This is a genomic window from Massilia sp. MS-15 (assembly GCF_020176695.1).
GTDB lineage: Bacteria > Pseudomonadota > Gammaproteobacteria > Burkholderiales > Burkholderiaceae_D > Telluria > Telluria hydrophila.
This window is the reverse complement of the sequence record NZ_JAIWIA010000062.1, coordinates 1-25,884: the sequence shown is the minus strand read 5'-3', so window position 1 is coordinate 25,884 and position 25,884 is coordinate 1. Positions and strand designations below refer to the sequence as shown.

Sequence of the window (25,884 nt, the reverse complement as noted above, 5' to 3'; positions counted from 1 at the left end):
GAAAAATTTAACAATTTTCTTGACCTCGATGCACACCACCGTTTCCGCACCGCGCAGTTTTTCTTTCGCACAAACCCAGCAGTACGCACTGCCCGTCCTGTTCGCACTGTTCGGCCTGATCATGGGTTCCTGGGCCGGCCGCATCCCGGCCCTGGCCGAGCGCGTGCAGGTTTCCCATTCGGCGCTGTCGATGGTCCTGCTGTGCGGCGGCCTGGGGGCCGCCGTGTCCTACCCGATCTCGTCCTTCATGATGGGCCGCTTTGGCGCCCGCAAATCCTTGCTGTTCTCCGGCCTGGCCCTGCTGTGCGTGCTGGTCTCGATCGGCATGGCGCCGACCGTGCCGCGCCTGATGCTGTCGGTCCTGATGCTGGGCATTACGGCCAGCACCTTCGACGTCGCCATCAATTCGGCAGCGACCCGGCGTGAGAAGCAGACCGGCAAGTCGGAGCTGTCGATGCTGCACGGTATCGGCTGCGCCGGCGGCCTGGCCGGCGCCACCCTCGGCAGCCTGATGGCAAGCATGAAGGTCGCCCCGGCCACCCACTTCGTGATGCTGGCCGGACCGCTGGCCCTGGTGCTGTGGGGCGCCTTCAGCCTGATGGACGCGAACGACAGCGCCGAGCAGGTCGAGAAGAAATCGTTCTCGCTGCCGCGCGGTCCGCTGGCGCTGCTGGGCCTGCTGGGCTTCCTGGGGTCGATGTCGGAAGGCAGCATCGCCGACTGGAGCGGGGTGTTCCTGAAAGAGCATTTCGGCGCCTCGGACGGCCTGGCGCCGCTGGCCCTGTCGTCCTTCTCGGTCATGATGCTGCTGTCGCGCATGGTTGGCGACAAGCTGAAGCTGCGCTTCGGCGCCCGGCGCCCCGTCACCCTCGGCGCGCTGGTGTCAGCCTGCGGCCTGTTCTTCGCGGTGCTGGCGCCGAACGCTGTTGTCGCCCTGGCCGGTTTCGCGGTCGCCGGTCTCGGCCTGTCGCTGCTGTTCCCCTTCGTGTTCAGCGCCGCCGGCGCCCAGGGGCCGATGGCCCTGGCCGCCGTCGCCAGCATGGCCTACAGCGGCAGCCTGATGGGCCCGCCGGTAATCGGCGCCGTTGCCCACTTCGTCGGCATGCAGTCCGCCATCGCCTATGTCGGCATCCTGTCGCTGGGCATCGCCTTCGTTGCCAGCCGCACCCGCCTGCTCAAGTAAGCGGCCAGCCCTTCCGACGCAGACGGCGCCGTCTGCGTGCTTGTTCGTCCGTCCGGCCGGTCAAGGCGGGCGGCGTGAAAGACGGTTATGATCGGGGCATTCTCCAGCCCGGCCAGATGCCGATTTCCACCATGCTCCAGACACCCGCTTCCTTCACGCCCCTGTTCGCCCCCCGTCCCGACCCCGCAGCCCTGAGCTTCCTGTTCCATGGCGGGCGCCTGCTGGTACGCGAGCACGACCTGGCGCTGCCCGATGCCGTCGTGCTCGAGCGGCTCGACGTCGACCGCACCCGCCTGCAGCCGCTCGGCCTGTATGGCGAGCGTTACTGCGAGACAGGCTGGTTCGACAGCGAACCGGCGCTGCCGCCGGGCTACGCGCTGCGCAGCCTGCGCTCGCTGTTCGCGGACATGGATGAAGGCCTGCTGGGCCTGGCGGCGCGCGCAGCCCAGGTGGCCGAGTGGGCGCGCACCCACCGCTTCTGCGGCGCCTGCGGCAGCGGCACCATCCTGGCGGCGGGCGAACGCTGCTACAAGTGCGTACAGTGCGGCCATATGGCCTATCCGCGCATCTCGCCCGCCATGATGGTCCTGATCAGGAAGGGCGACAGCGTGCTGCTGGCGATGCACCTGGCTTCGCCGACCAAGCGCTTCGTGCCGCTGGCCGGCTTCCTGGAAGCGGGCGAGTCGGTGGAGGAGGCGATCCACCGCGAAGTGTTCGAGGAAGTGGGCCTGCGGGTACAAAACCTGCGCTATTTCGCGAGCCAGTCCTGGCCCTTCCCCCATTCGCTGATGCTGGCCTTCACCGCCGACTACCTCGATGGCGAGATCCGTCTCGATACCAACGAGATCGCGGAAGCGCGCTGGTTCGGGCCGGATGACGAATGGCCGGAACGGGTGCGGCACATTTCCGTGTCGAGCGTGCTGGTGGACGCGCACCGGCCACCGGGACGCTAGCCGCACGGGTCCGGGCTGGCCGCGCATGGCCTATTTTTGTGCTCAATCAAAAGGCAGCGGCCCCGGTACGCCTGGCGCATTTTCTATATACTGGCGGCAATCGATTTTTTAAGGTTTCACCATGTCTGACAAAGAAGCTTTCACCGAACACGACTGGCGCCGCCTGCTGACCAGCCTGGGCGAGGATCCGGACCGTCCAGGCCTGCACGAGACGCCGGCACGCGTGGCGAAGGCCTGGAAACACTGGACCTCGGGCTATGACCAGGATCCTGTCGAAGTGCTCAAGGCGTTCGAAGACGGCGCCGAGGAGTACAATGAATTGATCGTGGTGCGCGGCATTCCGGTGTACAGCCACTGCGAGCATCACCTGGCGCCTTTCTTCGGCAAGGCCACCGTCGGCTACCTGCCGAACGGCAAGATCGTCGGCCTGTCGAAGCTGACCCGCCTGGTGGATATTTTTTCCAAGCGCTTGCAGGTGCAGGAGCGCATGACGATCCAGATCGCCAATGCGCTGATGGAAGTGCTGGAGCCAAAGGCAGTCGGTGTGGTCGTCAAGTGCCGCCACATGTGCATGGAAAGCCGTGGCATCCGCGCCATTGGCGAGGAAACCATCACGTCGGCCATGCTGGGCGACCTGCAGCCGAACCTGGCTCTGCGCACCGAATTCCTGGCCCTGGCGCGCGACTGAGGCCGCTGCCGGCCATCGCCTGATGGCCGGGTCCGTCTTGGAACCTGTTCCGGATCGGCGGCCTCCAACGAAGTTTGGAGGTGCGCCATGGATCGTCCGGCCTATCCCAGCGATATTTCGCGCGAACAGTTTGAAACCGTGCGCGGCATGCTGGAAGCGGCGCGCCGCAAGACCCGCCCGCGCAAGCATGACCTGTACGACGTGTTCTGCGCCGTCCTCTACTTCCTGAATACGGGCGCGACCTGGCGCAAGCTGGCGCCCGGCTTTCCTCCCTGGCGCACCGTGCACGAATACTTCACCCAATGGACCATGCTGCGCGATGGCGAGCGCAGCCTGCTGGAGAGCGTGCTCGAACGTAGCGGGCGCGACCAGGAACTGGCGAAGCTGCGGGGCATGCTGATACGGCGCTGAACCCGGGCCGATCGGAACATTCGGCCCTGTCACAATCTGTTGCATTTTATTGAACAGTGCAACGGCTGAGCTCGGCTATGCTGATGGAATATTGCTAAATATTTATCATCTGGCGATCCGACGCCAGCCTGCGCCATGGTCGAACACCTCAACCTTATCCTGTTTGCTGTCCTGAATGCGCCTGCCGGCCTGGACGGCTGGCCACTGCTGGGCGCCATCTTCGCCGCCGAGTGGCTGATCTACCTGGTACCCCTGTCCCTAGTGGTACTGTGGCTGGCGGGTGGCGGACCGGTGCGCGAGGCCGCGCTGCGCGCCTTCGTCGCGGCCATGTGCGCGCTGGCGCTCAACAACCTGATCGGCCAGCTATGGTACAGCCCGCGTCCTTTCGTGCTCGAGGCCGGCCACACCTTCCTGCTGCACGCCGCCGACAGTTCTTTCCCGAGCGACCATGCGACCAGCATCTTCTCGGTGGCCCTGGTGCTGGCTTTCAGCGGGGTGCCGGCGGCGCGCCGTACCGGCTGGCTGTTGCTGCCGCTGGCGCTGGTGGTGGCCTGGTCGCGCGTCTACCTGGGCGTGCACTGGCCGAAGGACATGGCGGGCGCGCTGGCGATGTCGGCGGCGATGGCGCTGCTGGCCGGGACGCCTGCGCTGCGCGCCGCCTGCGCCCAGCTGCTGCCACTGACCGAACAGCTGTACCGCCGGGTGCTGGCAGCGCCGATCGGGCGCGGCTGGCTGCGGCCCTGAGCGGAACCTCGGCGCTTTCTCAGGTTTCCACGGCAGCCGTCCCGGCCGCCTCGAATACCAGCTTGCCCTGCGCGTCGAGGTGGAACACGCCCAGCGCCTGGCCGCCGACGGCGTCCGCCTCCGGCGCATCCCGCTCGCTGCAACTGGCGGTCTCCACCTGCCAGGTGTCCTCGCCCGCGCGCAGCGTATACACATTGGGGCCGCTCTCGAACAGCTCGACTTCCAGCCCCGCCAGTGCGACTTCGCCCAGCGCGAACTGGCGCTGGCACTCCGGCAGCCGGGTAGCGGTCAGGCGCAGCGAGGCTTGCTTGCTCCAGAAAACATCCTGCACCACGCGTACGGTGAGCGAGTGGTCGCTGCCCGCGATCCGGTAGCTGGCCGTATCGTTGACGCAGCCGGCCAGCAGCGTGGCAAGCGGCGCAATGAGGAGAAAGGAGGGCTTGCGCATGGGGGTTCCGTCGTTAAGTGATGCGTGGGTGCATTGCCTCAGGCGTATAGAGGCGCAGTATAGAAGCGCTATCGGACGCACGCAACCGCAAGACCGGGATCGCGCTGGCCTGCAAGACATCGATGCGCTCAAGGCGTGGTGTGCGTGAAGGCCCGGTCTCGTTCACGGACGCGCGATCTGCAGCAGGTCGGCCGGCGTGCCGAACTCGCGCTGCGGGCCGGCGCGCCGCAGCGCCTCGATCGGCGCATAGCCCCAGCTGACCGCGCCGAAGGCCACCCCGGCCTTGCGCGCCGCTTCCGCATCCATGGCCTGGTCGCCCACGTACAGCGCCTGCGCGGGCGGCACCGCGGCGCGCTCGACCACCTTGCGGATGCGCGTGGCCTTGCCGAATACCGACATGCCGCATTCGTAGTGTCCGAACAGGGCGCTCAGCTGCGGACCCAGCACCAGGCGCACGTTCTGTTCCGAATTCGACGAGACGATCGCCAGCCGCACCCCCGCACCGTCGAGTGCCTGCAGCACCGCGTCGACACCCTCGAACAGCGGGATGCGCGTGGTGTTCTCGCGCATCAGCCCGATGAAGCTGCGCGAGGCCAGTGGCAGCTTCCAGGCCGGCATGCCAAGCTGGCGCATGATCGTGCGGGAATCGTGGTGGCGCAGGGTCTCGGCCTGCTCGGCGCTCACGCGGCGGAAGCCATGCCGGTCCGCGATCTGGTTGAACACGCTGACGAAGAACGGGAAGGAATCGGCCAGCGTGCCGTCGAAGTCGAAGATGGCGAGGCGGTAGGACATGGCGAAATGGGCGTGGTGGTAGGGCTGATTATAGTCCCGCGTCGTTAACGCTCCCTGCGATTGCATGGGCAGATGCCTGCATGACGAACAGTCCACCCAAACACACAATCAGCTTGCAGGCGACAGGGTTGTTTCATCCTGCGCAACAATCCCAGCGCCTCCCTTTGCACGTCGTGTAAAACGCAGGCTGGCGCCGTCGTCGGGCACCCATAGCCGTTCGGCCACGCCCGCCGTGCGCGCCGTCTCCAGCAGGGAGCGCCGCGTCACCGGGCAGTGGCTCAGCGCTTCCAGGTGGTTGGCCACCACCAGCCCGCGCGTGACCTGCAGCAGGCGCACGACCTCGTCCGCATCCATGATGATCTCGCCTCCCAGGTCGAAGCGGGCGCCGCCGGCCGGTACCAGGCAGACCTCTGGCTGCTGGCGCTCCACGAAGGCCAGCACCTGCGGCGTCAGCACCGTGTCGCCCGACAGGTAGAGCGTTGGCTCGCCCGGAAGTTCGAGGTAGTAACCGACCCCGTGTTCCATCAGCAGCGCCAGCGCGCCGCGTCCATGGCGGCAGGGCACGGTCGTGACCTGGCCACCCAGCAGCGGCTGCGGGGCGTGTCCGGGGGCGAGCGGGGCCACGTTCAGGCCGCGCGCCTGCAGGTAGGCGGCATCGTGCGCGCTGCAGATTACCGGGACGGCGCGCTCGCGCAGCCAGCGCCGGCCGGCCCGGTCCAGGTGGTCGAAGTGGCCCTTCTGGCAGTGCGTGATCAGGCAGTGGGTGACGTCCGCCAGCAATGCATCGGTGGCGGCAGGCAGCCCGACGGTGGGATTGCGCTGCCGTCCGCCGCCCAGTTTCAGGGCGGGCAGGCTGCCTTGCGGCGCCAGCATCGGATCCACCAGGATCCGGTAGGGACCGAGTTCGATGATGGCGGTGGCATTGCGCAGTTGCGTGATCTTCATGGCGTCTCCTGTGGCGTGAGACCAGATTGTCGGCTGCCGCGCAAGCTGTTTAAATGGCGGGATTCGCCATCAATGCATCATTTTCCGCCATGGACCTGCCGCCACCCATCCGCATCGGCCTGCTGCTCTATCCGGGCTGCATGCCGGCCGGGCTGCTGTCATTCGCCGACCTGCTGCACGCCGCCAGCCGCCGCGCCGGCCGCGGCCTGTTCGAGAGCGTGTACGTGGCGCTGGAGGATGGTCCGGTGGCCTGCGCCCACGGCATGCGCCTGCCGCCGCAGGAGCGGCTCGCGGCGGCGCGCCTCGATGCCTTGCTGGTGCCCGGCTTCTGGACCGAGGCGGCCGCCCAGGCCGATGCGGCACTCAGCGACAATGCCGCGCTGGTGGAGGCCATCGCGCGCCTCGGCAAGGACTGCATGGTATGGAGCTACTGTACCGGCGTCTGGCTGGCGGCCGCGGCGCGGCGCCTGGACCGGCAGCCGGCCACCATCACCTGGTGGCTGGCCGACGCTGCGCGGGCGCGCTTCCCGCGCGTGGACTGGCAGGTGGAGCGCAGCTGCGTGGTGAACGCGGCCAGCGCCACCGCCTCGGGCGTGAACGGCTACCTGCCGATCGCCCAGGCCTATATCGAAAGGCGCCTCAGCGTGGACGCCTACCGCGACCTGACCCGGCTGATGGTGCTGCCGCGTCCCGGGAGCACCCATGCCGCCTTCCAGGGAGTGAACCTGATCGGCCAGCCCGGCCGCCTGATGCAGCGCCTGCACGATGCGGTCGAGCGCCTGCCGGCCACCGAGGCAACGCTGGCGCGGCTGGCACGCGAGCTCGGCACCAGCGAACGCACCCTGGCGCGCAAGGTCGATGCGGCCACGGGAACGCCGGCCGCGGCCTGGGTCCGGCGCATCAAGCTGAACCAGGTAAGCGAACGCCTGATCCACACCTCGGCGCCGGCCAGCAGCATCAGCGCCGAACTGGGTTTCAGCAGCGACGCCGGCATGCGCCGCATGTTCAGGGAAGCCACCGGGATGACGACCACGCGCTACCGGCAGGCCTTCGGACGCAACTGAGGCGTCAGGCCGCCATCTGCGCCGGCACGGGTTCCTGCGCGGCCCCGCTCATCGCCAGATGCCGGTTCACCGCCGACAGCACGGCGCGGAAGGACGCGGTCACGATGTTGCTGTCGATGCCGACGCCGAACAGGGTCGGGCCGCTGCCCACGCGCAGCTCGACATAGCAGGCGGCGCGCGCATCGGCGCCGTGGCCGATCGCGTGCTCGTGGTAGTCCATCACGCGGATGTCCAGGCCGAGCGCGTTCACGAAGGCGTCGATCGGACCGTTGCCGCTGCCCTGGCGCAGCTGTGGCACGCATTGCTGGGCGACGCTCAGTTCGATCTGGACGCCGTGCGCGCTGTCTTCGACCATGCGGTGCGCCACGTACTGCCAGGGCGAGACCTGCTCCAGGTATTCGCGCGAGAACAGGGCGTGGATGTCGGCCGCGGCCACTTCGCGCCCGGTGGCGTCGGCCATGTGCTGCACCACGCGCGAGAATTCGATCTGCAGGCGGCGCGGCAGCTCCAGGCCGTACTCCTGCGCCAGCAGGTAGGCCATGCCGCCCTTGCCGGACTGGCTGTTGACGCGGATGACGGCGTCGTAGCTGCGTCCCAGGTCGGCCGGATCGATCGGCAGATAGGGCACTTCCCAGATCGCATCCGCCTTCTGCACCGCGAAGCCTTTCTTGATGGCGTCCTGGTGCGAGCCCGAGAAGGCGGTGAACACCAGGTCGCCCGCGTACGGATGGCGCGGGTGTACCGGCAGCTGATTGCACTCCTCCACCACCTGGCGCACCGCGTCGATGTCGGAAAAGTCCAGGCCCGGATGCACGCCCTGGGTGTACAGGTTCAGGGCCAGGGTCACCAGGTCGACGTTGCCGGTGCGTTCGCCGTTGCCGAACAGGCAGCCCTCGACGCGGTCGGCGCCGGCCATCACGGCCAACTCGGCCGCCGCCACCGCGGTGCCGCGGTCGTTGTGCGGGTGCACGCTGACGATGAGCGATGCGCGCCGTTCCAGGTGGCGGCACATCCACTCGATCTGGTCGGCGTACACGTTGGGCGTGCTCGCTTCCACGGTGGACGGCAGGTTGACGATCATCCTGTTGTCCGGCGTCGGCTGCCAGACGGCGCTGACGGCATCCACGATGCGCTTCGAGAAATCGAGTTCGGTGGTGGAAAAGGACTCGGGCGAGTATTCGAGGCCCCAGCGCGTTTCCGGGTGCTGCGCCACCAGGTCCTTGACCAGCCGGGTACCCGTGACGGCGATCTGCACGATCTCGTCCTGCTCCATGCCGAACACCACGCGGCGAAATACCGGCGCCACCGAATTGTAGATGTGGACGATGGCCTGCTTCGCGCCGGCCGCCGCTTCCACCGTGCGGCGGATCAGCTCTTCGCGGGCCTGGGTCAGCACGATGATGCTGACGTCGTCCGGAATCCGGTTCTCCTCGACCAGCATGCGCACGAAGTCGAAGTCGGTCTGCGAGGCGGACGGGAAACCGACTTCGATTTCCTTAACACCGATTTTCACCAGCATCTCGAAGAAGCGCAGCTTCTTCTCCGGGCTCATCGGCTCGATCAGGGCCTGGTTACCGTCGCGCAGGTCGGTGCTCATCCAGATCGGCGGGCGGGTGATGGTACGGCCGGGCCATTGGCGGTCGGCGAGCTGGACGGCGGGGAAGGGACGGTATTTGGCGGCGGGTTGCTGGTGCATGATCGTTTGCTCCTGGGTGACACGACGGGCCGGTGAGGGCGGATGTGTGGCGGCGGGCTGCCGGACGGGCCACGAAACGCTAGGCCCGGCAACCGGTCGCTAGCTTTAGCAGCAGGCGAAACTGTGCGCGCGCGCCGAGCGCCAGCACGGTGCTGGTGGCGGGGAACGACGACGAGGGGAAGGAAAACTTGGACATCGGTACGACTTTCCTGGCTGCTTGGGGCCGGCGGTGACGCCGGTACGTACGGGCGGAATCAGGCCGGTAGTAGCAGGCCTGCCAGCGCTAGCGCGCCGGCGGCAGGTAGGGAAGTCGACAGATGCAGGTGGAAAGACATGCGATTCACTCTAAAAGAGGAAAGATGCAGTGTCAAGCAAAAATTGGTGCAATGCGCAAACGGGGCCCTTTCTGCAACGCACTTCCATCGGTGGTATACTGGTAGTTGTCGTCGACGCAGTGTGCTCGACTTTCTCCCGGCTCCGTATCCTCTGGTTTGCATACGCCGCCGCCCAAGCCTCCGCACCCGCCACCCCCGCAGCAGGCGCGCGCTTCTTTTTTCTCCACCCTGGCCACGGTCAGGCCAGCATCAGTATCAACGCCGCCAGGCCGTCACGACGACAGCGCGCGGTGCGACCGACGTTTTAACGTTTTATCAGCCTGCGCGCCGCGCGGGCCGTCACCCAGCTTTAGGAGAGCTAGCATGGCCAAAGAAGAACTGATCGAAATGAACGGACTGGTGTCCGAAATCCTCCCCGAGATGCGCTTTCGCGTCAACCTGGACAATGGTCACCAGCTGATCGCCTACACCTCGGGCCGCATGAAGAAGAACCACATCCGCATCCTGGCGGGCGACCGCGTCACGCTCGAGATGTCGCCGTACGACCTGAACAAGGGTCGCATCACTTTCCGCCACATCGAAAACCGTGGCCCGACCGGCCCGCGTCCGGCACCGCGCCGCCGCTGATCCTGCGCGGCCTGTGCAATGCAGGCCTGCGCTTCCCTTGGGAAGCGCGCAGGGGCGCCTGCCCCGTTCAACGGTGCTGGCAACAAGCATGATCGGCTTTACAATGTTGCTACCCTAAAAACAGGTGAGCGACGATCCATGGCCCATATCCACCCCGCCGGCTGGCGCGAGATGTCCGTCACCGGTTCCGCCGCCCGTGAAATCGAAACCCTGACCCTGCTCGAGAAGCGCCTGTCCGACACGCCCTACGAGATCTACCACGGCGTGCACTGGACCAATGTCGAGCACGGCTTCTCAGCCTATGGCGACATCGACTTCATCATCGTCGCGCCCAACGGCCGCCTGCTGCTGATCGAGCAGATCGCCGGCTTTCTCAACGAGACCCGCGACGGGCTGGTGAAGAACTACCAGGGCAAGCCGCGCCGGATCCGCCACCAGATCCTGCACACCATCGAAGGCTTCTCGCGCCGCTACCAGGGCGAACTGTCGATCGACTACCTGCTGTACTGCCCGGACTACATCGTCAAGGACCCGCAGCAGGCCGGCATCGACCCCAGCCACATCATCGACGCCACCACCAAGGGCCGGCTGGGCGCAGCCATCCGCGACATCCTGCCCATCACCCCGCGTACCGAGGACTTCGACCGGGTCACGCGCTACCTCGGCGACACCCTCAGCCTGCGTCCGGACCCGAGCTCGATGATCGGCTGCGCTACCAGCATGGTCACGCGCCTGTCGGGTGGCCTGGCCATCTGGGCCCGGCGCCTGGAATTCTCGCCCTTCCGGCTGCGCGTGATGGGCACCGCGGGCAGCGGCAAGACCCAGCTGGCGCTGGCCGAGTACAGCGCCGCCATCGACGCCGGCCTGCGCCCGCTCTACGTCTGCTTCAACCGCCCACTCGCCGACCACATCGAGCGCCTGGTGCCGGCCGGCGGGCGCGTCGCCAACTTCCACGAACTGTGCGACGCCTGGCTGCGCGCCCAGGGCAAGACCCCCGATTACGGCTCGCCCACGGTGTGGGACGAGATCGAGGGCGGCCTGGCCTCGGCGGCGCTGCCCGAGACTTGGCAGTACGACGTCGTCATCGTCGACGAGGGCCAGGATTTTTCGGGCGCCTGGCGCGACATCGTGCTGCGCATGCTCAAGGAAGGCGGACGCGCCATGTGGCTGGAAGACCCGGACCAGAACCTGTACGGCAAACCGATGGTGCCGCTGCCCGGCTGGGTGGTGCTGCATTCGAACACCAACTACCGCAGCCCGCGCGAGGTGGTGCAGATGCTGGGCTCGATCGGCGCGGTGAGCCAGCCGGTGGAAGCGGGCAGTCCGTTCAAGGGCGCCGACATCGAAGAGCTGACCTATCCGGAAGGCGACGTCGACGCCATGCTGTCCCAGACCCGGCGCGCCGTGACCCTGTGCCTGGCGGCCGGCTTCGGGCGCCAGGACATCGCGATCTGCTCCTTCCGCGGACGCGAGAAATCCGCCATCCTCAAGCTGGACAAACTGAGCGACGCCCACACGCTGCGCTCCTTCACCGGCGCCTATGACCTGTTCGGCAACCCTGTGTTCCGCGAGGGCGGGCTGCTGGCCGAATCCGTGTACCGCTTCAAGGGCCAGTCGGCGCCGGCGCTGATCTTCACCGAGATCGACTTCGAGGAGATGGACGAGCTCACGCTGCGCAAGCTGTTCGTGGGCATGACGCGCGCGCGCCTGAAACTGGTGCTGGTGATGAGCGAGCGGGCGTCGGTGCAGTTCCTCGACCGGATGAGCGGGGGCGTGGACGCTAGCGCGTAAGGGCGCCGGCCGCGCGCGGAACACGGCGTTTGCACGGTGCGCGCGAACGGCATCCAGATCGATCGGTCCTTGCCCCGGTAATAGCGTTCGGCCACCGGCGCGCCATGGCGCAGGATGACGATGGCGTGCAGGTTGGCGTTGTCGCGCAGCGGCGCGTCCAGCACCTGGCAGAGGGATTGCGGGAAAAAGCCGGGCGCGGCGATGCGGCCATGATCGCAGGGAGTCACGGACGCGGATGCGGCCAGTGCAGCGGCCAGCATCGCCCCGATGACCAGGACCAGCCAGGAAGCAGTCAGGCGTGCAAGCAGCCGCGTTGTCATCATGCGTTTGATTGCGAATGCAGGTAGCCGGAGGTCAGCCTATTGAAACACACCAGTTTCCTTCTGGCATGAGCAATCCGATGAGATTGTCGAAAGCATGGCTGAACTGGCGATTCACGCGCCCGATGACACAATCCGGACAGACAGGCGGCGAACCCGTGCTAGCATTTTCCCATCCATACCAGGGAGAACACATGAACACGTGGGATGTCGCGGGAGGCGCGCGCCAGCGCCTGAAACTGTTGGGTGCATCGGTGCTGGTGATGTTGCTCGCCGCCTGCGGCGACCACCCGCCCAGGGACAAGGACGATGACGACGATGATCGCCCGCCGATACAGGCCTTGAGCATCGTCGCCGGCAGCGCCACCGAGACCGGCAGCGTGGACGCGACCGGCGCCGATGCGCGTTTCCACAACCCGAGCGGCGTCGCCATCGATGCGGCGGGCAACCTGTACGTGGTCGACCGCGGCAACCGGACCATCCGCAAGATCACGCCGGCGGGCGTGGTCACCACCCTGGCCGGGTCGGCGAGTGCTGGTGCAGGCTTTGCCGACGGCACCGGCGCCAGTGCGCGTTTCACGGATCCGGTCGCGATCGCCATCCATCCCACCAATGGCAGCTTGTACGTCACCGACCAGCTACGCATCCGCAGCGTCAACAGCAGCAGCGGACAGGTGGGCACCGCCACCACCATGGCGGTCGGGAACAACGTCGACGGCCGCAGCATGGAGGCCGTGTACCCGGGCGCGATAGCGGTCGACCCGCAGGGCAACCTGTTCATGACCAACAGCTACAGCACCCGCTACCAGAGCGGCAGCACGACCGGCATCATGGAAGGCGTGTACACGATGGACAACCTGTTTGGTCCCCGCTCCCTGGAGCCGCGCGGCATCGCCCTCGGCCCCCAGAGCCACGTCTTCGTGTATGACCTGAACAAGACGATCAGCAGGACCGGCAACATCAACCTGCTGGCGCGGCTGGCGGGCACGCCCAACGTCACCGGCTCGGCCGATGGCGCTGGCGGGGCCGCCAGTTTCGGTGCGGTGGTGGCGTTGGCGGTCGATCCGCAGGAAAACGCCTATGCGGCCGACAATGGCAACAACCTGGTGCGCAAGATCAGCCCGCAGGGCGTCGTCAGCACGGTGGCTGGCAAACGCGGCTCGCAGATCCTGACGCCGGGTGCCCTGCCAGGCAGCCTGGCGGGCGTGCGTGGCATTGCGACGGATGGCAAGGGCGTGTTGTACGTCACGTCGGGCCAGGCCGTGGTGAAGATCATCCTGCCATAAGCCGAGCTTCGCTCGGGGTGGGCGAGCGCCAGCGGATGCGTGGCGGCAGCACGACAGCATGACCAGGAGCTGAGGGCGTTCTTGCCATCACATGGGACTGCGCGATGCGCCGCCAACAGCGAGCGGCAGGAATATCTTTCCCGGTATTAACACCGATTTGGTACGATCTCGGGATGATCGCTACCTCCGGCCTTGCAGCCACCCCTCCACGCATCCGTCGTCGTCAAACCCTGGCCCTCGTGCTCCTGGTCGTCACCGGCGTCATTAATTACCTGGACCGCGCCACCCTCGCCGTCGCCAACGAGTTCATCCGCGCAGACCTGGACCTGTCGCTTGGCCAGATGGGCTTGCTGCTGTCCGCGTTCTCGTGGAGCTATGCGCTCTGCCAGCTGCCGGTGGGGGCGCTGGTCGACAAGATCGGGCCGCGCTGGCTGCTCGGCGCAGGCCTGGTGCTGTGGTCACTGGCACAGGCCGCCGGTGGACTGGTGTCCAGCTTCGGCTGGTTCGTGCTGGCCCGGATCGTACTAGGGATTGGCGAAGCGCCCCAGTTCCCGGCCGCAGCGCGGGTCGTGAGCAACTGGTTCCCGCTCAAGGCGCGCGGTACGCCAACCGGCATTTATAACTCCGCCTCGCCGCTTGGTTTCGCGTTGGCGCCCCTGTGCCTATCGCCCCTGATCGCCGCGACCAGCTGGCACTGGGCCTTCTTTGTTACTGGCGCGCTGGGTATCGTCGCCGCCGTGGTCTGGGTCAGCCTCTACCGCGATCCCGTGCGCGAACAATTGACTGAAGATGAAAAGGCCTACCTGGACGAAGGGCAGTCGCTGGAAGCCGCGCCGAAGGCGGGCTTCGCGGCCTGGCGCGCCCTGTTCCGGCAGCGTGCCACCTGGGGCATGCTGCTCGGCTTCTTCGGCTCGGTCTACCTGAACTGGGTCTTCCTGACCTGGCTGCCGGGCTACCTGCGCACCGAGCGCCACATGGATGTCGCCTACGTCGGCGTCGCGGCCACGATTCCCTTTGTGTGCGGCTTCGCCGGCGCGCTGGTGGCCGGCTGGGCGTCCGACCGGATCACGCGCCGGGCATCCTCCGCTGTTGCCGGGCGTCGGACGGCCGTGGTGCTGGCCATGCTGGGCATGGTCGCGTTCACCATTCCGGCCGCGCTGGTGGAGAGCAATACCGCAGCGATCGCCTGTATTTCGGTAGTGATCTTCCTGGCCAACGCGGCATCGGCCTGCTCTTGGTCGCTCGCCACCGCCGTCGCGCCGCGCAGCCGCGTTGCCTCGCTGGGCGCGATCCAGAACTTCGGGGGATTCATTGGCGGGGCATTGGCGCCGATTTTCACTGGCTATATTGCGCAGAGCTGGTCCTTCGTGCCAGCCTTGCTGACTGGCGCCGGGATTGCCTTCCTGGGGGCGATGTCCTATCAATTCCTGGTACTTCGCCCAATCCCCGAGCAGGAGTAAATTATCGTCGTATGCCCAAGGGTGCTTGGGCTGCTTCTGCATTTCGACTACCTCTCGCATTATCGTGCTCTAGCGCAAAGCGCTCCATACAAGGCCACCTTCTAATACTCTGGTCTTGTTCTATCGCGATCCTTATTGGTCAGATACGGAGAATGAAATGCATCCAATGATGCCTGCGACGCTGTGCGTACTCTACTTCGGGCTGGGAACGGCATTCGCTGCAGAATCCCAGCTTCCTTCTGACGTAGCCAGGTATGTGGACAGGCGCGAGGGATGTGACGATTTTGGTGGAGAGTTTCCAGACCCGCCTGATGAGAAGCGTATGAGGGAAATTGAGCGCGAGATTCGCAAACTCTGCACGGGAACCGATAAGAAGCTCCAACATTGAAGCGCAAGTATGCCAAGAACCAGGTCATATTGAAGCGCCTGAATGAGTTTGATGAGAAGATCGAGGCGCCAGCGCGAAAGAGCCCGCTTTGAGGCAGAAGCGATCTCGCGCTTGCCGTTGACTGCGCTGGATAAAAAGAAATGGCCTCGCAAGAGGCCATTTCATTATAGAAGGAAGACGATCAGACGTCGATATTCCCCGCCTGTAGCGCATTGCTCTCGATGAAGTTCCTCCGCGGCTCCACTTCATCCCCCATCAGCGTGGTAAAGATCTGGTCCGCCGCAATCGCATCCTCGATCTGCACCTTCAGCAGGCGGCGCACTTTCGGGTCCATCGTGGTTTCCCACAGCTGTTCCGGATTCATCTCGCCCAGACCCTTGTAACGCTGCTTGGAGACGCCGCGTTCCGCTTCCTCACGCAGCCAGATCATGGCCTCGTGGAAGCCGCGCACCGCGAATTCCTTCATCTTCTCGCCTTCGCCGCGGCGCATGATGGCGCCTTCGCCGATCAGGCCCTGGAAGGTGGCGGCGGCGTTGGCCAGCACGGCGTAGTCGTTGCTCTGCACGAAATCGGCATCGATCGAGGTGACGTTCACGTTACCGTGGCGCATGCGTTCGATGCGCAGCGCGTGCTTCTCGGACAGTTCGTCCGAGCGCACCACCACCTTCACCGCCGGATCCTTGATCGCCGCTTCCATCGCCTTGGCCGAGGCCTCGGCTTTTTCCAGCGTGCTCATGTCCAGCGTAACGCCGCCCGTGATCGCGGTCAGCGCGGCGCGGTCGATCACGCGGGTCAGGCGCATCATGATGGCGTTCGACAGGTTGTACTGGCGCACCAGCTCGCCCAGCGCCTCGCCAGTGACCGGCTCTGCGCCGTCGCGCGGGATCAGGGACGCGTTGTTCAGCGCCACCGACATCATGTAGCTCGCTTCCTCGACATCGTCCTTCAGGTAGCGCTCGTCGCGGCCGGCCTTCACCTTGTACAGCGGCGGCTGGGCGATGTAGATGTGGCCGCGCTCCACCAGTTGCGGCATCTGGCGGTAGAACAGCGTCAGCAGTAGGGTACGGATGTGGGCGCCGTCGACGTCCGCGTCGGTCATGATGATGATGCGGTGATAGCGCAACTTGTCGACGTTGAATTCGTCCGGGCCGATCGAGGTGCCGAGGGTCGCGATCAGGGTCGTGATCTGCTCCGACGACAGCATCTTCTCGAAACGCGCCTTTTCCACGTTCAGCACCTTGCCGCGCAGCGGCAGGATGGCCTGGAACTTGCGGTCGCGGCCCTGCTTGGCGGATCCGCCTGCCGAGTCACCCTCGACGATGTACAGTTCGGCCAGCGCCGGGTCGCGTTCCTGGCAGTCCGCCAGCTTCGAGGACAGGCCAAGGCCGTCCATGATGCCCTTGCGGCGGGTCAGGTCGCGCGCCTTGCGCGCGGCTTCGCGGGCACGCGCCGCTTCCACGATCTTGCCGCAGATGATCTTGGCGTCGTTCGGCTTCTCCATCAGGAAGTCGGTCAGGGTCTTGGCCACGATCTCTTCGACCGGGCCGCGCACTTCGGACGACACCAGCTTGTCCTTGGTCTGCGAGGAGAACTTCGGCTCCGGTACCTTCACCGACAGCACGCAGGTGAGGCCCTCGCGCATGTCGTCGCCCGAGATCTCGACCTTGGCCTTCTTGGCGAAGTCGTTCTCGTCGATGTACTTGTTGATCACGCGGGTCATCGCCGCGCGCAGGCCGGTCAGGTGGGTACCGCCGTCGCGCTGCGGGATGTTGTTGGTGAAGCACAGCACCTGCTCGTTGTAGGCGTCGTTCCACTGCATCGATACGTCCACCGAGATGTTGGTGCCCTGTTCCGACACGCGCTCGCCGGTAGCCTGGAACACGGTCGGGTGCAGCACCGACTTCGCCTTGTTGATGTACTCGACGAAGCCGCGCGTACCGCCCTCGAAGGCGAAGACCTCTTCCTTGCCGGTACGGTGGTCGGACAGCTTGATGTTGACGCCGTTGTTCAGGAAGGAGAGTTCGCGGATGCGCTTGCTCAGGATTTCGTAGTGGAATTCGACGGTGGTGAAGATTTCCTCGTCTGCCCAGAAGTGCACTTCGGTGCCGCGCTTGTCGGTCTCGCCGATGACCTTCATCGGAGACACTTCCACGCCGTCCACCACCTCGATCAGGCGGTCGATCGGGACACCGCGCGAGAATTCCAGCTGGTGGACCTTGCCCTTCTGGCGCACGGTCACGCGCAGCAGCTTCGACAGCGCGTTCACGCAGGACACGCCGACGCCGTGCAGGCCGCCCGACACTTTATAGGAGTTCTGGTTGAACTTGCCGCCGGCATGCAGTTCGGTCAGGGCGATCTCGGTCGCCGAGCGCTTCGGCTCGTGCTTGTCGTCCATCTTGACGCCGGTCGGGATGCCGCGGCCGTTGTCGGTAATCGAGATCGAGTTGTCGGAGTGGATCGTGACGTGGATCTCGGTGCAGTAGCCGGCCAGCGCCTCGTCGATCGAGTTGTCGAGCACCTCGAACACCAGGTGGTGCAGGCCGGTGCCATCCGAGGTATCGCCAATGTACATGCCCGGACGCTTGCGCACCGCTTCCAGGCCTTCCAGGATCTGGATCGAGGACGCGCCGTATTCATCCGCCTTGGGGGCGGGGGTCATTTCTGGTTGGGTATTCTCGGACATGGACTGCTTTCTATAAAACGGGTAATCCAGGGCTGTTGCCAGCCTGTGCCGCCACGCCGGCCTGGGCCGGTGCGGCGGGGAGTGCTCTACCTAGCTAAGCACGAATCAAATACGCATCGGCATGACGACATACTTGAAGTCGCCATTGTCGGGAATCGAGATCAGCGCCGACGAGTTCGAATCGCCCAGTGCGATGTTCACCTGGTCGCACTTCAGGTTGTTCAGCACGTCGAGCAGGTAGGTGACGTTGAAACCGATGTCGATGGTGTCGCCACCGTAGTCGATCTCGAGTTCCTCGACGGCTTCTTCCTGGTCGGCATTGGTCGAGCTGATCTTCATCACGCCCGGCTCGATGATGCAGCGCACGCCCTTGAACTTGTCGCTGGTCATGATCGCGGCGCGCTGCAGCGAACGCAGCAGTTCATCGCGGCCGATCGTGAACTCGTTCTTGTAGCCCTTCGGGATCACGCGGGTGTAGTCGGGGAACTTGCCCTCGACCAGTTTCGAGACCAGCTCGATGTCGGCAAAGCTCAGCTTGACCTGCGAGGCGGCGATATCCAGGCGCACTTCCTCGTCGCTTTCTTCCAGCAGGCGCTGCAGTTCGATGATGGTCTTGCGCGGGATGATCACTTCCTGGCGCTCGAAGGACTGCTCGGCGGCCACCTGGCAGAAGGCCAGGCGGTGGCCGTCGGTGGCCACGGCGATGATGTTGTTACCGTCCAGCACCAGCAGCAGGCCGTTCAGGTAATAGCGGATGTCCTGCTGGGCCATCGCGAAGTGCACCATGTTGAACAGGTGCTTCAGCGTCTTTTGCGGCAGGGTGACCGAGGCGTTGTAGCTGTCGGCCACGGAAACGGTCGGGAACTCCTCGGCCGCCAGGGTCTGCAGGGCAAAGCGCGACTTGCCGCTCTGGACGGCCAGGCGCTTGTTCTGCAGGGTCATGGTGACGTCGCCCGATTCCGGCAGCGCGCGCAGGATGTCCAGCAGCTTGCGCGCCGCCACCGTGGTGCCGGTCACGTCGTCGCCGGCGCCGATGTCGGCGTGGGTCGTGATTTGCACTTCGGTGTCGGTCGAGAGGAAGGAAACGCTGGCGCCATTCTTGCGAATGAGGATATTGGCCAGAATCGGCATGGTGTGCCGACGCTCGACAATACCGCTCACGATCTGCAGTGGCCGGAGAAGCGTGTCTCGGGTGGATTTGACCAGTTGCATAGATATCCTCAGTTAAGTATTAATTTATTTATTGCTATCGCTCTATTTTGCCAATTGCCAACGGAGAACACAAACGGTGTCTCCGCCCTTGTAGGGTGGGCGAATCCTCCCGCCCACGTGCTCAAACCACGGTTGATATGACGTACTGTGGTTCGGATACGTTCGTTGAACGCGCGGGCAAGAAACTTGCCCACCCTACGGAACCCCGGCCAGCGCCAGGCTTCCTTATCAATCAGCCCTTCAGCGTCTGTTCCAGCACGTGCAGCTCGTGGTTGCACTCGGCATTCTTCTGGCGGTCCTGGGCGATCTTGCGTACCGCGTGCAAGACGGTGGTGTGATCGCGGCCGCCGAACAGCTCGCCGATCTCCGGCAGGCTCTTTTGCGTCAATTCCTTGGCCAGGTACATCGCGATCTGGCGCGGGCGGGCGATATTCGCCGGCCGGCGCTTCGAATACATGTCCGCGACCTTGATGTTGAAGAAATCCGCCACCGTCTTCTGGATGTTCTCCACCGAGATCTGGCGGTTCTGCACCGACAGCAGATCCTTGAGGGCTTCCTTCACCACGTCGATGGTGATGTCCTTGCCATGGAAGCGCGAGTAGGCCAGGATCTTGCGCAGCGCGCCTTCCAGTTCGCGCACGTTCGAGCGCAGGTGCTTGGCCACGAAGAACGCCACGTCGTCCGACAGGGTCACGTTCTCGGACTGCGCCTTTTTCAGCAGGATCGCCACGCGCATTTCCAGCTCCGGCGGCTCGATCGCCACCGTCAGGCCGGAGTCGAAGCGCGAGATCAGGCGGTCGTCCATGCCGGTGATCTCCTTCGGATAGGTATCCGAGGTGATGATGATCTGCTTCTTGGCCGCGATCAGCGCCTCGAAGGCATAGAAGAATTCTTCCTGCGTGCGGCTCTTGCCACCGAAGAACTGGATGTCGTCGATCAGCAGCATGTCGAGCGAGTGGTAGTAGTGCTTGAAGTCGTCGAAGCCCTTGCGCTGGTAGGCGGTGACGACATCGCGCACATACTGCTCGGCGTGGATGTAGCGGATGCGCGCATTCGGGTTGTCGGCCATGACCTGGTTGCCGATCGCATGGATCAGGTGGGTCTTGCCGAGGCCGACGCCGCCATAGAAGAATAGCGGGTTGTACGAGACGCCCGGGTTGTTGGCGACCTGGATTGCGGCGGCGCGCGCCAGCTGGTTGGCCTTACCGGTCACGAAGCTGTCGAAGGTCAGGTCCGTGTTGATGCGGCTCTGCTCGCGCTTGGGCGAATTGGCGATGTTGACGTTGCCCTGGGTCGGCGCTTCCGGCTGGCGCGGCGCATTGAAGTTGGGCGCGGCATTGCCGTCGGCAGCGCCAGCCGAGGCAGGACCGGCCGGCTTCTTGGCCGGGTTGTTCTTCGGGTCGAGCACGAACTGCACTTCCACCGGTGCTTCCCAGTACTGGCAGGCGAGCTCGGTGATGCGCTTGGCGAACTGCGTCTTGACCCAGTCGAGTTTGAAGCGGTTCGGCGCCGCGATGCGCAGCTTGCCGTCCTCGTAGTCGAGCACGACGAGCGATTTGATCCACGCGCTATATTGCTGCGGCGTCAGCTCGAGTTCCAGCTGCGCGGAACAGGTCTGCCAAAAGTTTTCCATACTTCGCTAGTTGATACGTAACACGCTATTTTACCTGTCTCGGGCGAAGTTATCCACAGGTTGCACCCACTATTTTCAACGAGAACCGATATGCTGCGCGATTCCCGGGCAGTCCCGAGAACCCATCGGTAAAAGGCCGGGAAACAACGGCATTCTTGACAGCTGGACCGTAAATCGTGTCTAATTCAGGGTTCCCCGTCCGTGCGCCATATCAAGTCGACAGTGTCGGCACCAGGTTGTCCGGGCGAAAACGAGTATCCCTGTGGCGTGACGCTGGCTTAACCATCTGCGAACTGTCATTGGCGACGAATCCTGACACGACGTCAGACCCGATTTTGCACTTACTTTTGCTTTAAGCGAGACCACCATGAAACGTACTTACCAACCTTCCGTCGTCCGTCGCAAGCGTACGCACGGCTTCCGCGCACGTATGGCTACCCGTGGTGGCCGCCAAGTCCTGAACGCTCGCCGCGCCAAGGGCCGCAAGCGTCTGGCTGTCTAAGTTTTAGACACCTGATCGACGCGGTCGGCATGACAGGCGAAGGTTCGCACGACTTCGCGCGCGTTCGGCGTATCGTTAAAACGGATGAGTTTTCATCCGTTTTTCGTTTGCGGCCGACGCAAAAATCCGCGCATTTCGTGCTCTATACCCGACCCAATTCGCTGCCGCATGCGCGGCTGGGCGTCGTTGCGGCCAAGCGTTTCGCGCCGCGCGCGGTCACCCGCAATACGATCAAGCGTGTCACGCGCGAAGTCTTCCGCACCAGCGGCTTGCTGCCTGTCGATTGCATCGTACGCCTGGCGCGTCCGGTCAACGGCAAGGACGGCCCGGCTACCACGCGCAGCCTGAAGGCCGCGCTGCACGCCGAGCTCACGCGCCTGTTCGCTTCCCAGCGTGCGCGCCGCGCCGCGCCGCCGCCGGTACCCCCGACGCCATGAAGACGCTGCTGGTCTGGTTCCTTCGCGGCTACCAGCTGCTGCTGTCCCCGCTGCTCGGGCAGAAATGCCGTTTCTACCCGACCTGTTCCAATTATGCGATCGAAGCCCTGCGCGTCCATGGCGCTGCCAGGGGCTCGCTGCTGGCCGCGCGCCGCGTGTGCCGCTGCCATCCCTGGAATCCGGGCGGCGTCGACTTCGTGCCGGCGCCGAAGGACAAGGACCAGCCATCTCCACCAGCCGCTCGCGGTTGTAACCACTCCTGACTAGACTCCAATGGAACTCAATAAACGTACCGTCCTGTGGATCGTGTTCGCCATTTCCCTGATTGTTCTCTGGAACAATTGGATGGTGGCTAACGGCAAACAGTCGCTGTTCTCGCCCGCGCCGCCAGCGGCCCAGGTGGCGCAGCAAGCCAAGCCGAACGACGTACCGGCCGCCGCCCAGCAGGGCGCGGGCGCCGTGCCTGGCGCCGCCGCGCCCGCAGCCGCGCCGGCCAGCCAGCGCGTCACCATCGCCACCGACGTGGTCAAGGTCGACATCGACACCCTCGGCGGCGTCATCAAGCGCCTCGAACTGCTGAAGTTCGCCGACGAAATCGACAAGAACAAGAACAAGGTCCTGTTCGACGTAGGCGGCAAGAACACCTACCTCGGCCAGACCGGCCTGATCGGCCAGACCCCGGCCGGGGTGCTGCCGAACCACCAGACCCCGTTCACCGTCCGCGGCGGCGCGCCGACGCGCGACGCCAATGGCAACGTGCAGCTGGTGCTGGATGCGGAGCAGGGCGGCGTGCGCCTGACCAAGACCTTCACCTTCAAGAAGGGCGACTACACCATCGGCCTGCGCCATGACGTGACCAACCTGTCCGCCGCGCCAGTCCAGCCTTCGCTCTACCTGCAGCTGCAGCACGACGGCAACAAGCCGGCCAACGATTCCTGGTTCATGTCGAGCTACACCGGCCCGACCCTGTACACCGCCGAAGACAAATACCAGAAGCTGAGCTTCGAAGACATCGAGAAGGGCAATGCCGAGCATTCGGCCAAGGCCAACAATGGCTGGGTCGCGATTTCGCAGCACTTCTTCGTCTCGGCCTTCATCCCGGCCGACAAGGCGCAGCGCGACATCTACACCAAGAAGATCGCCACCAACCTGTATGCGATCGGCACCGTGCAGCCGCTGGGCAACGTGGCGCCGGGCGCCACCGTCTCGACCGACAGCCGCCTGTACTCGGGTCCGCAGGACGAGAAGACCCTGGAAACCATCACCCCGGGCCTGGAGCTGGTGAAGGACTACGGCATGCTGACCATCATCGCCAAGCCGATCTTCTGGGTGATGGACCACCTGCACGCCCTGCTGGGCAACTGGGGCTGGACTATCGTCGCCCTGACCGTCCTGATCAAGCTGGCCTTTTTCCCGCTGTCGGCCGCCGGCTACCGCAGCATGGCCAAGATGCGCGTGGTGACGCCGAAGATGCAGGCGATCCGCGAGCGCTACAAGAACGACCCGCAGAAGATGCAGCAGGCCACCATGGAGCTGTACAAGACCGAGAAGATCAACCCGCTGGGCGGTTGCCTGCCGATCCTGGTGCAGATGCCGGTCTTCTTCGCCCTGTACTGGGTGCTGCAGTCGTCGGTGGAGATGCGCGGCGCGCCGTGGGTAGGCTGGATTACCGACCTGACCCAGCCGGACCCGTTCTTCATCCTGCCGATCATCTACGCGGTGTCGATGTTCATCACCACCAAGCTGAACCCGCAGCCGGCCGATCCGGTGCAGGCGAAGATGATGCTGTTCATGCCGCTGGCATTCTCGGTGATCTTCTTCTTCTTCCCGTCGGGCCTGGTGCTGTACTGGGTGGTCAACAACATCCTGTCGATCGCCCAGCAGTGGGTCATCACCAAGAAGTTCGAGACCGGCGCCGCCAAGTAAGCCCTCGCCTCGCCATCGAAGCCCGCGCTCGCGCGGGCTTTTTCTTTGCCCCGTATCCCTTACAATCCTGCCATGAAACTCGACACCTCCCCCATCGCCGCCATCGCCACCGCTCCCGGCCGCGGCGGCATCGGCGTCGTGCGCGCCTCCGGCAAGTCGCTCGCCCCGCTGATCGATGCCCTGTTCCCCGGTACCCGGCTGGCGCCGCGCCATGCCACCTATCTTCCGTTCAAGAACGCCGGCGGCGAGGTGATCGACGAAGGCTTGGCCCTGTACTTCAAGGGGCCGCATTCCTATACCGGAGAAGACGTGCTCGAACTGCAGGGCCACGGCGGCCCGGTGGTGCTGCAGATGCTGCTGGCGCGCGTGCTGGAAGCGGGCGGTGGGTTTGGCCTGCGCCTGGCCGAGCCGGGCGAGTTCACCCGCCGCGCCTTCCTGAACGACAAGCTCGACCTGGCCCAGGCCGAGGCGGTGGCCGACCTGATCGACGCCTCCACCGAGGCGGCGGCGAAGTCCGCCTCGCAGTCGCTGTCGGGCGCGTTCTCGCAGGTGGTGCACAAGCTGGTCGACCAGACCATCAACCTGCGCATGCTGGTCGAGGCCACGCTCGACTTCCCGGAAGAGGAAATCGACTTCCTGGAAAAATCGAACGCGCGCGGCCAGCTGGCCATCATCATCGAATCGCTGGAACACGTGTTCCGCCAGGCTGCGCAAGGCGCGCTGCTGCGCGAAGGCCTGAACGTGGTGCTGGTGGGGCAGCCGAACGTGGGCAAGTCGTCGCTGCTCAATGCCCTGGCCGGCGCCGAGGTCGCAATCGTCACCCCGATCGCCGGCACCACCCGCGACAAGGTCACCGAGACCATCCAGATCGAGGGCATCCCGCTCAACATCATCGACACCGCCGGCATCCGCACCGATGAAGGCATGGACGTCGTGGAGCGCATCGGCATCGAGCGCACCTGGGGCGAAGTCGGCAAGGCCGACGTGATCCTGCACCTGCTCGACGCCAGCCTGGGCCCGAGCGCGGCCGACGAGGAGATCGTGCGCGCCTTCCCGCAGGGCGTGCCGGTGCTGCGCATCTGGAACAAGATCGACCTGTCCGGCCACAAGGCCTCGATCGACGCGGCGGCGGACGCCACCCACCTGTACCTGTCGGCCAACGAGAAGCTCGGCATCGATCTGCTGCGCGCGGAACTGCTGCGCATCGCCGGCTGGCAGCAGACCGGCGAGTCGCTCTACCTGGCGCGCGAACGCCACCTGATCGCACTGCGCGCCGCGCGCGAGCACCTGGAACTGGCGCGCCAGCATGCGATGCAGGACGACCAGTCGCTCGACCTGTTCGCCGAGGAACTGCGGCTGGCGCAGGACCAGCTGTCGAGCATCACGGGGCAGTTCACGCCGGATGATCTGCTCGGCGTGATCTTCAGCCGCTTCTGTATCGGGAAGTAGGGTAGACGGCCGGTCCACGCGTTCGGTGACCGCGCAAGACCACGCGTCCGGGTATCGGAACCGGCGACCACGGTTGCGCGCGCCCTCGTCCTGGCTGCGCCTGTGCCGACACAGGTCAGTGAACACGTCAAAACCTGGCAAAAGCTTGCGCTTTTCCTATGGCAACTTTGAACTTGATGGCTACAGTCGGCAAATCCGCTCCAACATGGCGCGGCCTATTGCCCGATCTGCTACCGCCACAGCTCATGCACACCCACGACTGCTCCCAGCACCGGTAAGCCGCCTCGTACCGGGCGAATGCGCGATTTGCCAACAGCAGCCGCCAGACAAGGTAGAGCGTCCAGAGCTCGACAAAAAACATCCCGTGCCCCACCACAAGCTGGTGGTCGCCTTGCCAAGCTGGATGCCGGCGCCGACCGACAGGACAATGCCAATGCTGCCAAGGACAAATCCGACGTCCGGCTCGTGCGGCGGGCTGCAGCGCGCGGCCAGTGCGGTCTGCGAGAAGTGCTCGGCCGTGTAGATAGCCTTGTCGCGCGGATGGTTGGATGATCCTTCCGAACTCCCACGCGACGTGCCTTCTTCGTAGACGATGCTGAACTTGCGTACTTGTTCTGTTGAGCAGACGAGACAATGCATAAGCGGCTCCTGAACATCGTGACGGCGTCGGCGCCAAACGATGGCGCGCGAGGCAGGGGCAGACACCGCGGCCGCCAGCTTCGAAACCCGAGCGCCGGACGATTCCGCCGCCGACGCCAGGCTATCGTGACCTCATCGCGGCAGTAGCCGCGCTAGGCTTGTCTACTTCGACCGGACAATTGGCCTCTTCTGTATCGCAAAGGAAGCGACCCGCAGCCTGCGTTTAGCTTTATAAAGTCTTGCAACGGTCCAGGCCGATTAATTAATACCGC

At 65.0% G+C, this 25,884-nt stretch carries 22 protein-coding genes and 1 pseudogene; 15 read left to right on the top strand and 8 right to left on the bottom strand.

Annotated elements, in window-relative coordinates:
• The first annotated feature begins 28 nt into the window (after nucleotides 1–28).
• The 5 genes and pseudogenes from LCI23_RS19355 to LCI23_RS19335 all read left to right on the top strand — a co-directional run bounded on the left by LCI23_RS19355 (nucleotide 29) and on the right by LCI23_RS19335 (nucleotide 3,979).
• Complete coding sequence (locus LCI23_RS19355; RefSeq protein ID WP_224948089.1) at nucleotides 29–1,183, top strand: MFS transporter; 1,155 nt, start codon at nucleotides 29–31, stop codon at nucleotides 1,181–1,183.
• A 131-nt stretch (nucleotides 1,184–1,314) separates the two neighbouring features.
• Nucleotides 1,315–2,136 (top strand): NAD(+) diphosphatase, encoded by an 822-nt coding sequence (nudC, locus tag LCI23_RS19350; protein ID WP_224948088.1) that lies wholly within the window; start codon nucleotides 1,315–1,317, stop codon nucleotides 2,134–2,136.
• Nucleotides 2,137–2,257: 121 nt separating this feature from the next.
• The gene (gene folE / locus LCI23_RS19345; RefSeq protein ID WP_224948087.1) at nucleotides 2,258–2,824 is read left to right on the top strand and encodes a GTP cyclohydrolase I FolE; all 567 of its coding nucleotides are present in this window, start codon (nucleotides 2,258–2,260) and stop codon (nucleotides 2,822–2,824) included.
• A gap of 87 nt (nucleotides 2,825–2,911) precedes the next feature.
• Nucleotides 2,912–3,187: pseudogene (locus LCI23_RS19340) on the top strand (transposase); the annotation flags it as partial.
• A gap of 183 nt (nucleotides 3,188–3,370) precedes the next feature.
• Nucleotides 3,371–3,979 (top strand): undecaprenyl-diphosphatase, encoded by a 609-nt coding sequence (locus LCI23_RS19335; protein WP_224948086.1) that lies wholly within the window; start codon nucleotides 3,371–3,373, stop codon nucleotides 3,977–3,979.
• Nucleotides 3,980–3,998: 19 nt separating this feature from the next.
• Here the strand turns inward: LCI23_RS19335 and LCI23_RS19330 are convergent, their stop codons facing one another.
• The 3 genes from LCI23_RS19330 to LCI23_RS19320 form a co-directional block, all read right to left on the bottom strand.
• Nucleotides 3,999–4,427 carry a hypothetical protein gene (locus LCI23_RS19330; protein ID WP_224948085.1) on the bottom strand — a complete coding sequence of 143 codons (429 nt, stop codon included), beginning with the start codon at nucleotides 4,425–4,427 and terminating at the stop codon, nucleotides 3,999–4,001.
• A gap of 162 nt (nucleotides 4,428–4,589) precedes the next feature.
• Nucleotides 4,590–5,219, bottom strand: coding sequence for an HAD hydrolase-like protein (locus tag LCI23_RS19325; protein ID WP_224948084.1), 630 nt, complete (start codon nucleotides 5,217–5,219; stop codon nucleotides 4,590–4,592).
• A gap of 108 nt (nucleotides 5,220–5,327) precedes the next feature.
• The gene (locus LCI23_RS19320; protein WP_224948083.1) at nucleotides 5,328–6,164 is read right to left on the bottom strand and encodes an MBL fold metallo-hydrolase; all 837 of its coding nucleotides are present in this window, start codon (nucleotides 6,162–6,164) and stop codon (nucleotides 5,328–5,330) included.
• Nucleotides 6,165–6,253: 89 nt separating this feature from the next.
• Between LCI23_RS19320 and LCI23_RS19315 the strand changes: the two genes are divergently transcribed.
• The gene (locus tag LCI23_RS19315) at nucleotides 6,254–7,228 is read left to right on the top strand and encodes a GlxA family transcriptional regulator (RefSeq protein WP_224948082.1); all 975 of its coding nucleotides are present in this window, start codon (nucleotides 6,254–6,256) and stop codon (nucleotides 7,226–7,228) included.
• 4 nt (nucleotides 7,229–7,232) lie between these two features.
• On the opposite strand, the gene leuA is transcribed toward LCI23_RS19315, so the two are convergent.
• Nucleotides 7,233–8,927, bottom strand: coding sequence for a 2-isopropylmalate synthase (gene leuA, locus LCI23_RS19310; protein ID WP_224948099.1), 1,695 nt, complete (start codon nucleotides 8,925–8,927; stop codon nucleotides 7,233–7,235).
• Between the two features lie 695 nt (nucleotides 8,928–9,622).
• On the opposite strand from leuA, the gene infA reads away from it, so the two are divergent.
• The 4 genes from infA to LCI23_RS19290 all read left to right on the top strand — a co-directional run bounded on the left by infA (nucleotide 9,623) and on the right by LCI23_RS19290 (nucleotide 14,743).
• Nucleotides 9,623–9,886, top strand: coding sequence for a translation initiation factor IF-1 (gene infA / locus LCI23_RS19305; protein WP_224948081.1), 264 nt, complete (start codon nucleotides 9,623–9,625; stop codon nucleotides 9,884–9,886).
• A gap of 138 nt (nucleotides 9,887–10,024) precedes the next feature.
• The gene (locus LCI23_RS19300) at nucleotides 10,025–11,677 is read left to right on the top strand and encodes an ATP-binding domain-containing protein (protein WP_224948080.1); all 1,653 of its coding nucleotides are present in this window, start codon (nucleotides 10,025–10,027) and stop codon (nucleotides 11,675–11,677) included.
• Nucleotides 11,678–12,191: 514 nt separating this feature from the next.
• Nucleotides 12,192–13,283 (top strand): hypothetical protein, encoded by a 1,092-nt coding sequence (locus LCI23_RS19295; protein WP_224948079.1) that lies wholly within the window; start codon nucleotides 12,192–12,194, stop codon nucleotides 13,281–13,283.
• Nucleotides 13,284–13,456: 173 nt separating this feature from the next.
• Complete coding sequence (locus tag LCI23_RS19290; protein ID WP_224948078.1) at nucleotides 13,457–14,743, top strand: MFS transporter; 1,287 nt, start codon at nucleotides 13,457–13,459, stop codon at nucleotides 14,741–14,743.
• 569 nt (nucleotides 14,744–15,312) lie between these two features.
• Here the strand turns inward: LCI23_RS19290 and gyrB are convergent.
• The 3 genes from gyrB to dnaA all read right to left on the bottom strand — a co-directional run bounded on the left by gyrB (nucleotide 15,313) and on the right by dnaA (nucleotide 20,659).
• Nucleotides 15,313–17,814, bottom strand: a complete 2,502-nt coding sequence (gene gyrB, locus LCI23_RS19285) for a DNA topoisomerase (ATP-hydrolyzing) subunit B (protein WP_224948077.1) — start codon at nucleotides 17,812–17,814, stop codon at nucleotides 15,313–15,315.
• A gap of 105 nt (nucleotides 17,815–17,919) precedes the next feature.
• Nucleotides 17,920–19,026, bottom strand: coding sequence for a DNA polymerase III subunit beta (dnaN, locus tag LCI23_RS19280; protein WP_224948076.1), 1,107 nt, complete (start codon nucleotides 19,024–19,026; stop codon nucleotides 17,920–17,922).
• A gap of 232 nt (nucleotides 19,027–19,258) precedes the next feature.
• Nucleotides 19,259–20,659, bottom strand: coding sequence for a chromosomal replication initiator protein DnaA (gene dnaA / locus LCI23_RS19275; RefSeq protein WP_224948075.1), 1,401 nt, complete (start codon nucleotides 20,657–20,659; stop codon nucleotides 19,259–19,261).
• Between the two features lie 367 nt (nucleotides 20,660–21,026).
• Here dnaA and rpmH point away from each other — a divergent pair, with 367 nt between their 5' ends.
• From rpmH to mnmE, 5 genes are all read left to right on the top strand, one after another.
• Nucleotides 21,027–21,161, top strand: coding sequence for a 50S ribosomal protein L34 (gene rpmH, locus LCI23_RS19270; RefSeq protein ID WP_040378179.1), 135 nt, complete (start codon nucleotides 21,027–21,029; stop codon nucleotides 21,159–21,161).
• Nucleotides 21,162–21,190: 29 nt separating this feature from the next.
• Nucleotides 21,191–21,598 (top strand): ribonuclease P protein component, encoded by a 408-nt coding sequence (gene rnpA, locus LCI23_RS19265; RefSeq protein WP_224948074.1) that lies wholly within the window; start codon nucleotides 21,191–21,193, stop codon nucleotides 21,596–21,598.
• Entirely contained in the window at nucleotides 21,595–21,861 is a 267-nt protein-coding gene (yidD, locus tag LCI23_RS19260) for a membrane protein insertion efficiency factor YidD (protein ID WP_224948073.1), read from the top strand. The genes rnpA and yidD overlap by 4 nt, the downstream gene beginning before the upstream one ends.
• A 10-nt stretch (nucleotides 21,862–21,871) precedes the next feature.
• Complete coding sequence (yidC, locus tag LCI23_RS19255) at nucleotides 21,872–23,524, top strand: membrane protein insertase YidC (protein WP_224948072.1); 1,653 nt, start codon at nucleotides 21,872–21,874, stop codon at nucleotides 23,522–23,524.
• Nucleotides 23,525–23,596: 72 nt separating this feature from the next.
• Nucleotides 23,597–24,973, top strand: coding sequence for a tRNA uridine-5-carboxymethylaminomethyl(34) synthesis GTPase MnmE (gene mnmE / locus LCI23_RS19250; RefSeq protein ID WP_224948071.1), 1,377 nt, complete (start codon nucleotides 23,597–23,599; stop codon nucleotides 24,971–24,973).
• Between the two features lie 243 nt (nucleotides 24,974–25,216).
• On the opposite strand, the gene LCI23_RS19245 is transcribed toward mnmE, so the two are convergent.
• On the bottom strand, nucleotides 25,217–25,612 hold the full coding sequence (locus tag LCI23_RS19245; protein WP_224948070.1) for a hypothetical protein: 396 nt from the start codon (nucleotides 25,610–25,612) through the stop codon (nucleotides 25,217–25,219).
• Between the last annotated feature and the right edge of the window lie 272 nt (nucleotides 25,613–25,884).

Excerpts from the sequence above, each read along its gene's own strand:
- LCI23_RS19355 (WP_224948089.1), top strand. The coding sequence starts at position 29 with ATGCACACCACCGTTTCCGCACCGCGCAGTTTTTCTTTCGCACAAACC.
- nudC (WP_224948088.1), top strand. The coding sequence starts at position 1,315 with ATGCTCCAGACACCCGCTTCCTTCACGCCCCTGTTCGCCCCCCGTCCC.
- folE (WP_224948087.1), top strand. The coding sequence starts at position 2,258 with ATGTCTGACAAAGAAGCTTTCACCGAACACGACTGGCGCCGCCTGCTG.
- LCI23_RS19335 (WP_224948086.1), top strand. The coding sequence starts at position 3,371 with ATGGTCGAACACCTCAACCTTATCCTGTTTGCTGTCCTGAATGCGCCT.
- LCI23_RS19330 (WP_224948085.1), bottom strand. The coding sequence starts at position 4,427 with ATGCGCAAGCCCTCCTTTCTCCTCATTGCGCCGCTTGCCACGCTGCTG.
- LCI23_RS19325 (WP_224948084.1), bottom strand. The coding sequence starts at position 5,219 with ATGTCCTACCGCCTCGCCATCTTCGACTTCGACGGCACGCTGGCCGAT.
- LCI23_RS19320 (WP_224948083.1), bottom strand. The coding sequence starts at position 6,164 with ATGAAGATCACGCAACTGCGCAATGCCACCGCCATCATCGAACTCGGT.
- LCI23_RS19315 (WP_224948082.1), top strand. The coding sequence starts at position 6,254 with ATGGACCTGCCGCCACCCATCCGCATCGGCCTGCTGCTCTATCCGGGC.
- infA (WP_224948081.1), top strand. The coding sequence starts at position 9,623 with ATGGCCAAAGAAGAACTGATCGAAATGAACGGACTGGTGTCCGAAATC.
- LCI23_RS19300 (WP_224948080.1), top strand. The coding sequence starts at position 10,025 with ATGGCCCATATCCACCCCGCCGGCTGGCGCGAGATGTCCGTCACCGGT.
- LCI23_RS19295 (WP_224948079.1), top strand. The coding sequence starts at position 12,192 with ATGAACACGTGGGATGTCGCGGGAGGCGCGCGCCAGCGCCTGAAACTG.
- LCI23_RS19290 (WP_224948078.1), top strand. The coding sequence starts at position 13,457 with ATGATCGCTACCTCCGGCCTTGCAGCCACCCCTCCACGCATCCGTCGT.
- gyrB (WP_224948077.1), bottom strand. The coding sequence starts at position 17,814 with ATGTCCGAGAATACCCAACCAGAAATGACCCCCGCCCCCAAGGCGGAT.
- dnaN (WP_224948076.1), bottom strand. The coding sequence starts at position 19,026 with ATGCAACTGGTCAAATCCACCCGAGACACGCTTCTCCGGCCACTGCAG.
- dnaA (WP_224948075.1), bottom strand. The coding sequence starts at position 20,659 with ATGGAAAACTTTTGGCAGACCTGTTCCGCGCAGCTGGAACTCGAGCTG.
- rpmH (WP_040378179.1), top strand. The coding sequence starts at position 21,027 with ATGAAACGTACTTACCAACCTTCCGTCGTCCGTCGCAAGCGTACGCAC.
- rnpA (WP_224948074.1), top strand. The coding sequence starts at position 21,191 with ATGACAGGCGAAGGTTCGCACGACTTCGCGCGCGTTCGGCGTATCGTT.
- yidD (WP_224948073.1), top strand. The coding sequence starts at position 21,595 with ATGAAGACGCTGCTGGTCTGGTTCCTTCGCGGCTACCAGCTGCTGCTG.
- yidC (WP_224948072.1), top strand. The coding sequence starts at position 21,872 with ATGGAACTCAATAAACGTACCGTCCTGTGGATCGTGTTCGCCATTTCC.
- mnmE (WP_224948071.1), top strand. The coding sequence starts at position 23,597 with ATGAAACTCGACACCTCCCCCATCGCCGCCATCGCCACCGCTCCCGGC.
- LCI23_RS19245 (WP_224948070.1), bottom strand. The coding sequence starts at position 25,612 with ATGCATTGTCTCGTCTGCTCAACAGAACAAGTACGCAAGTTCAGCATC.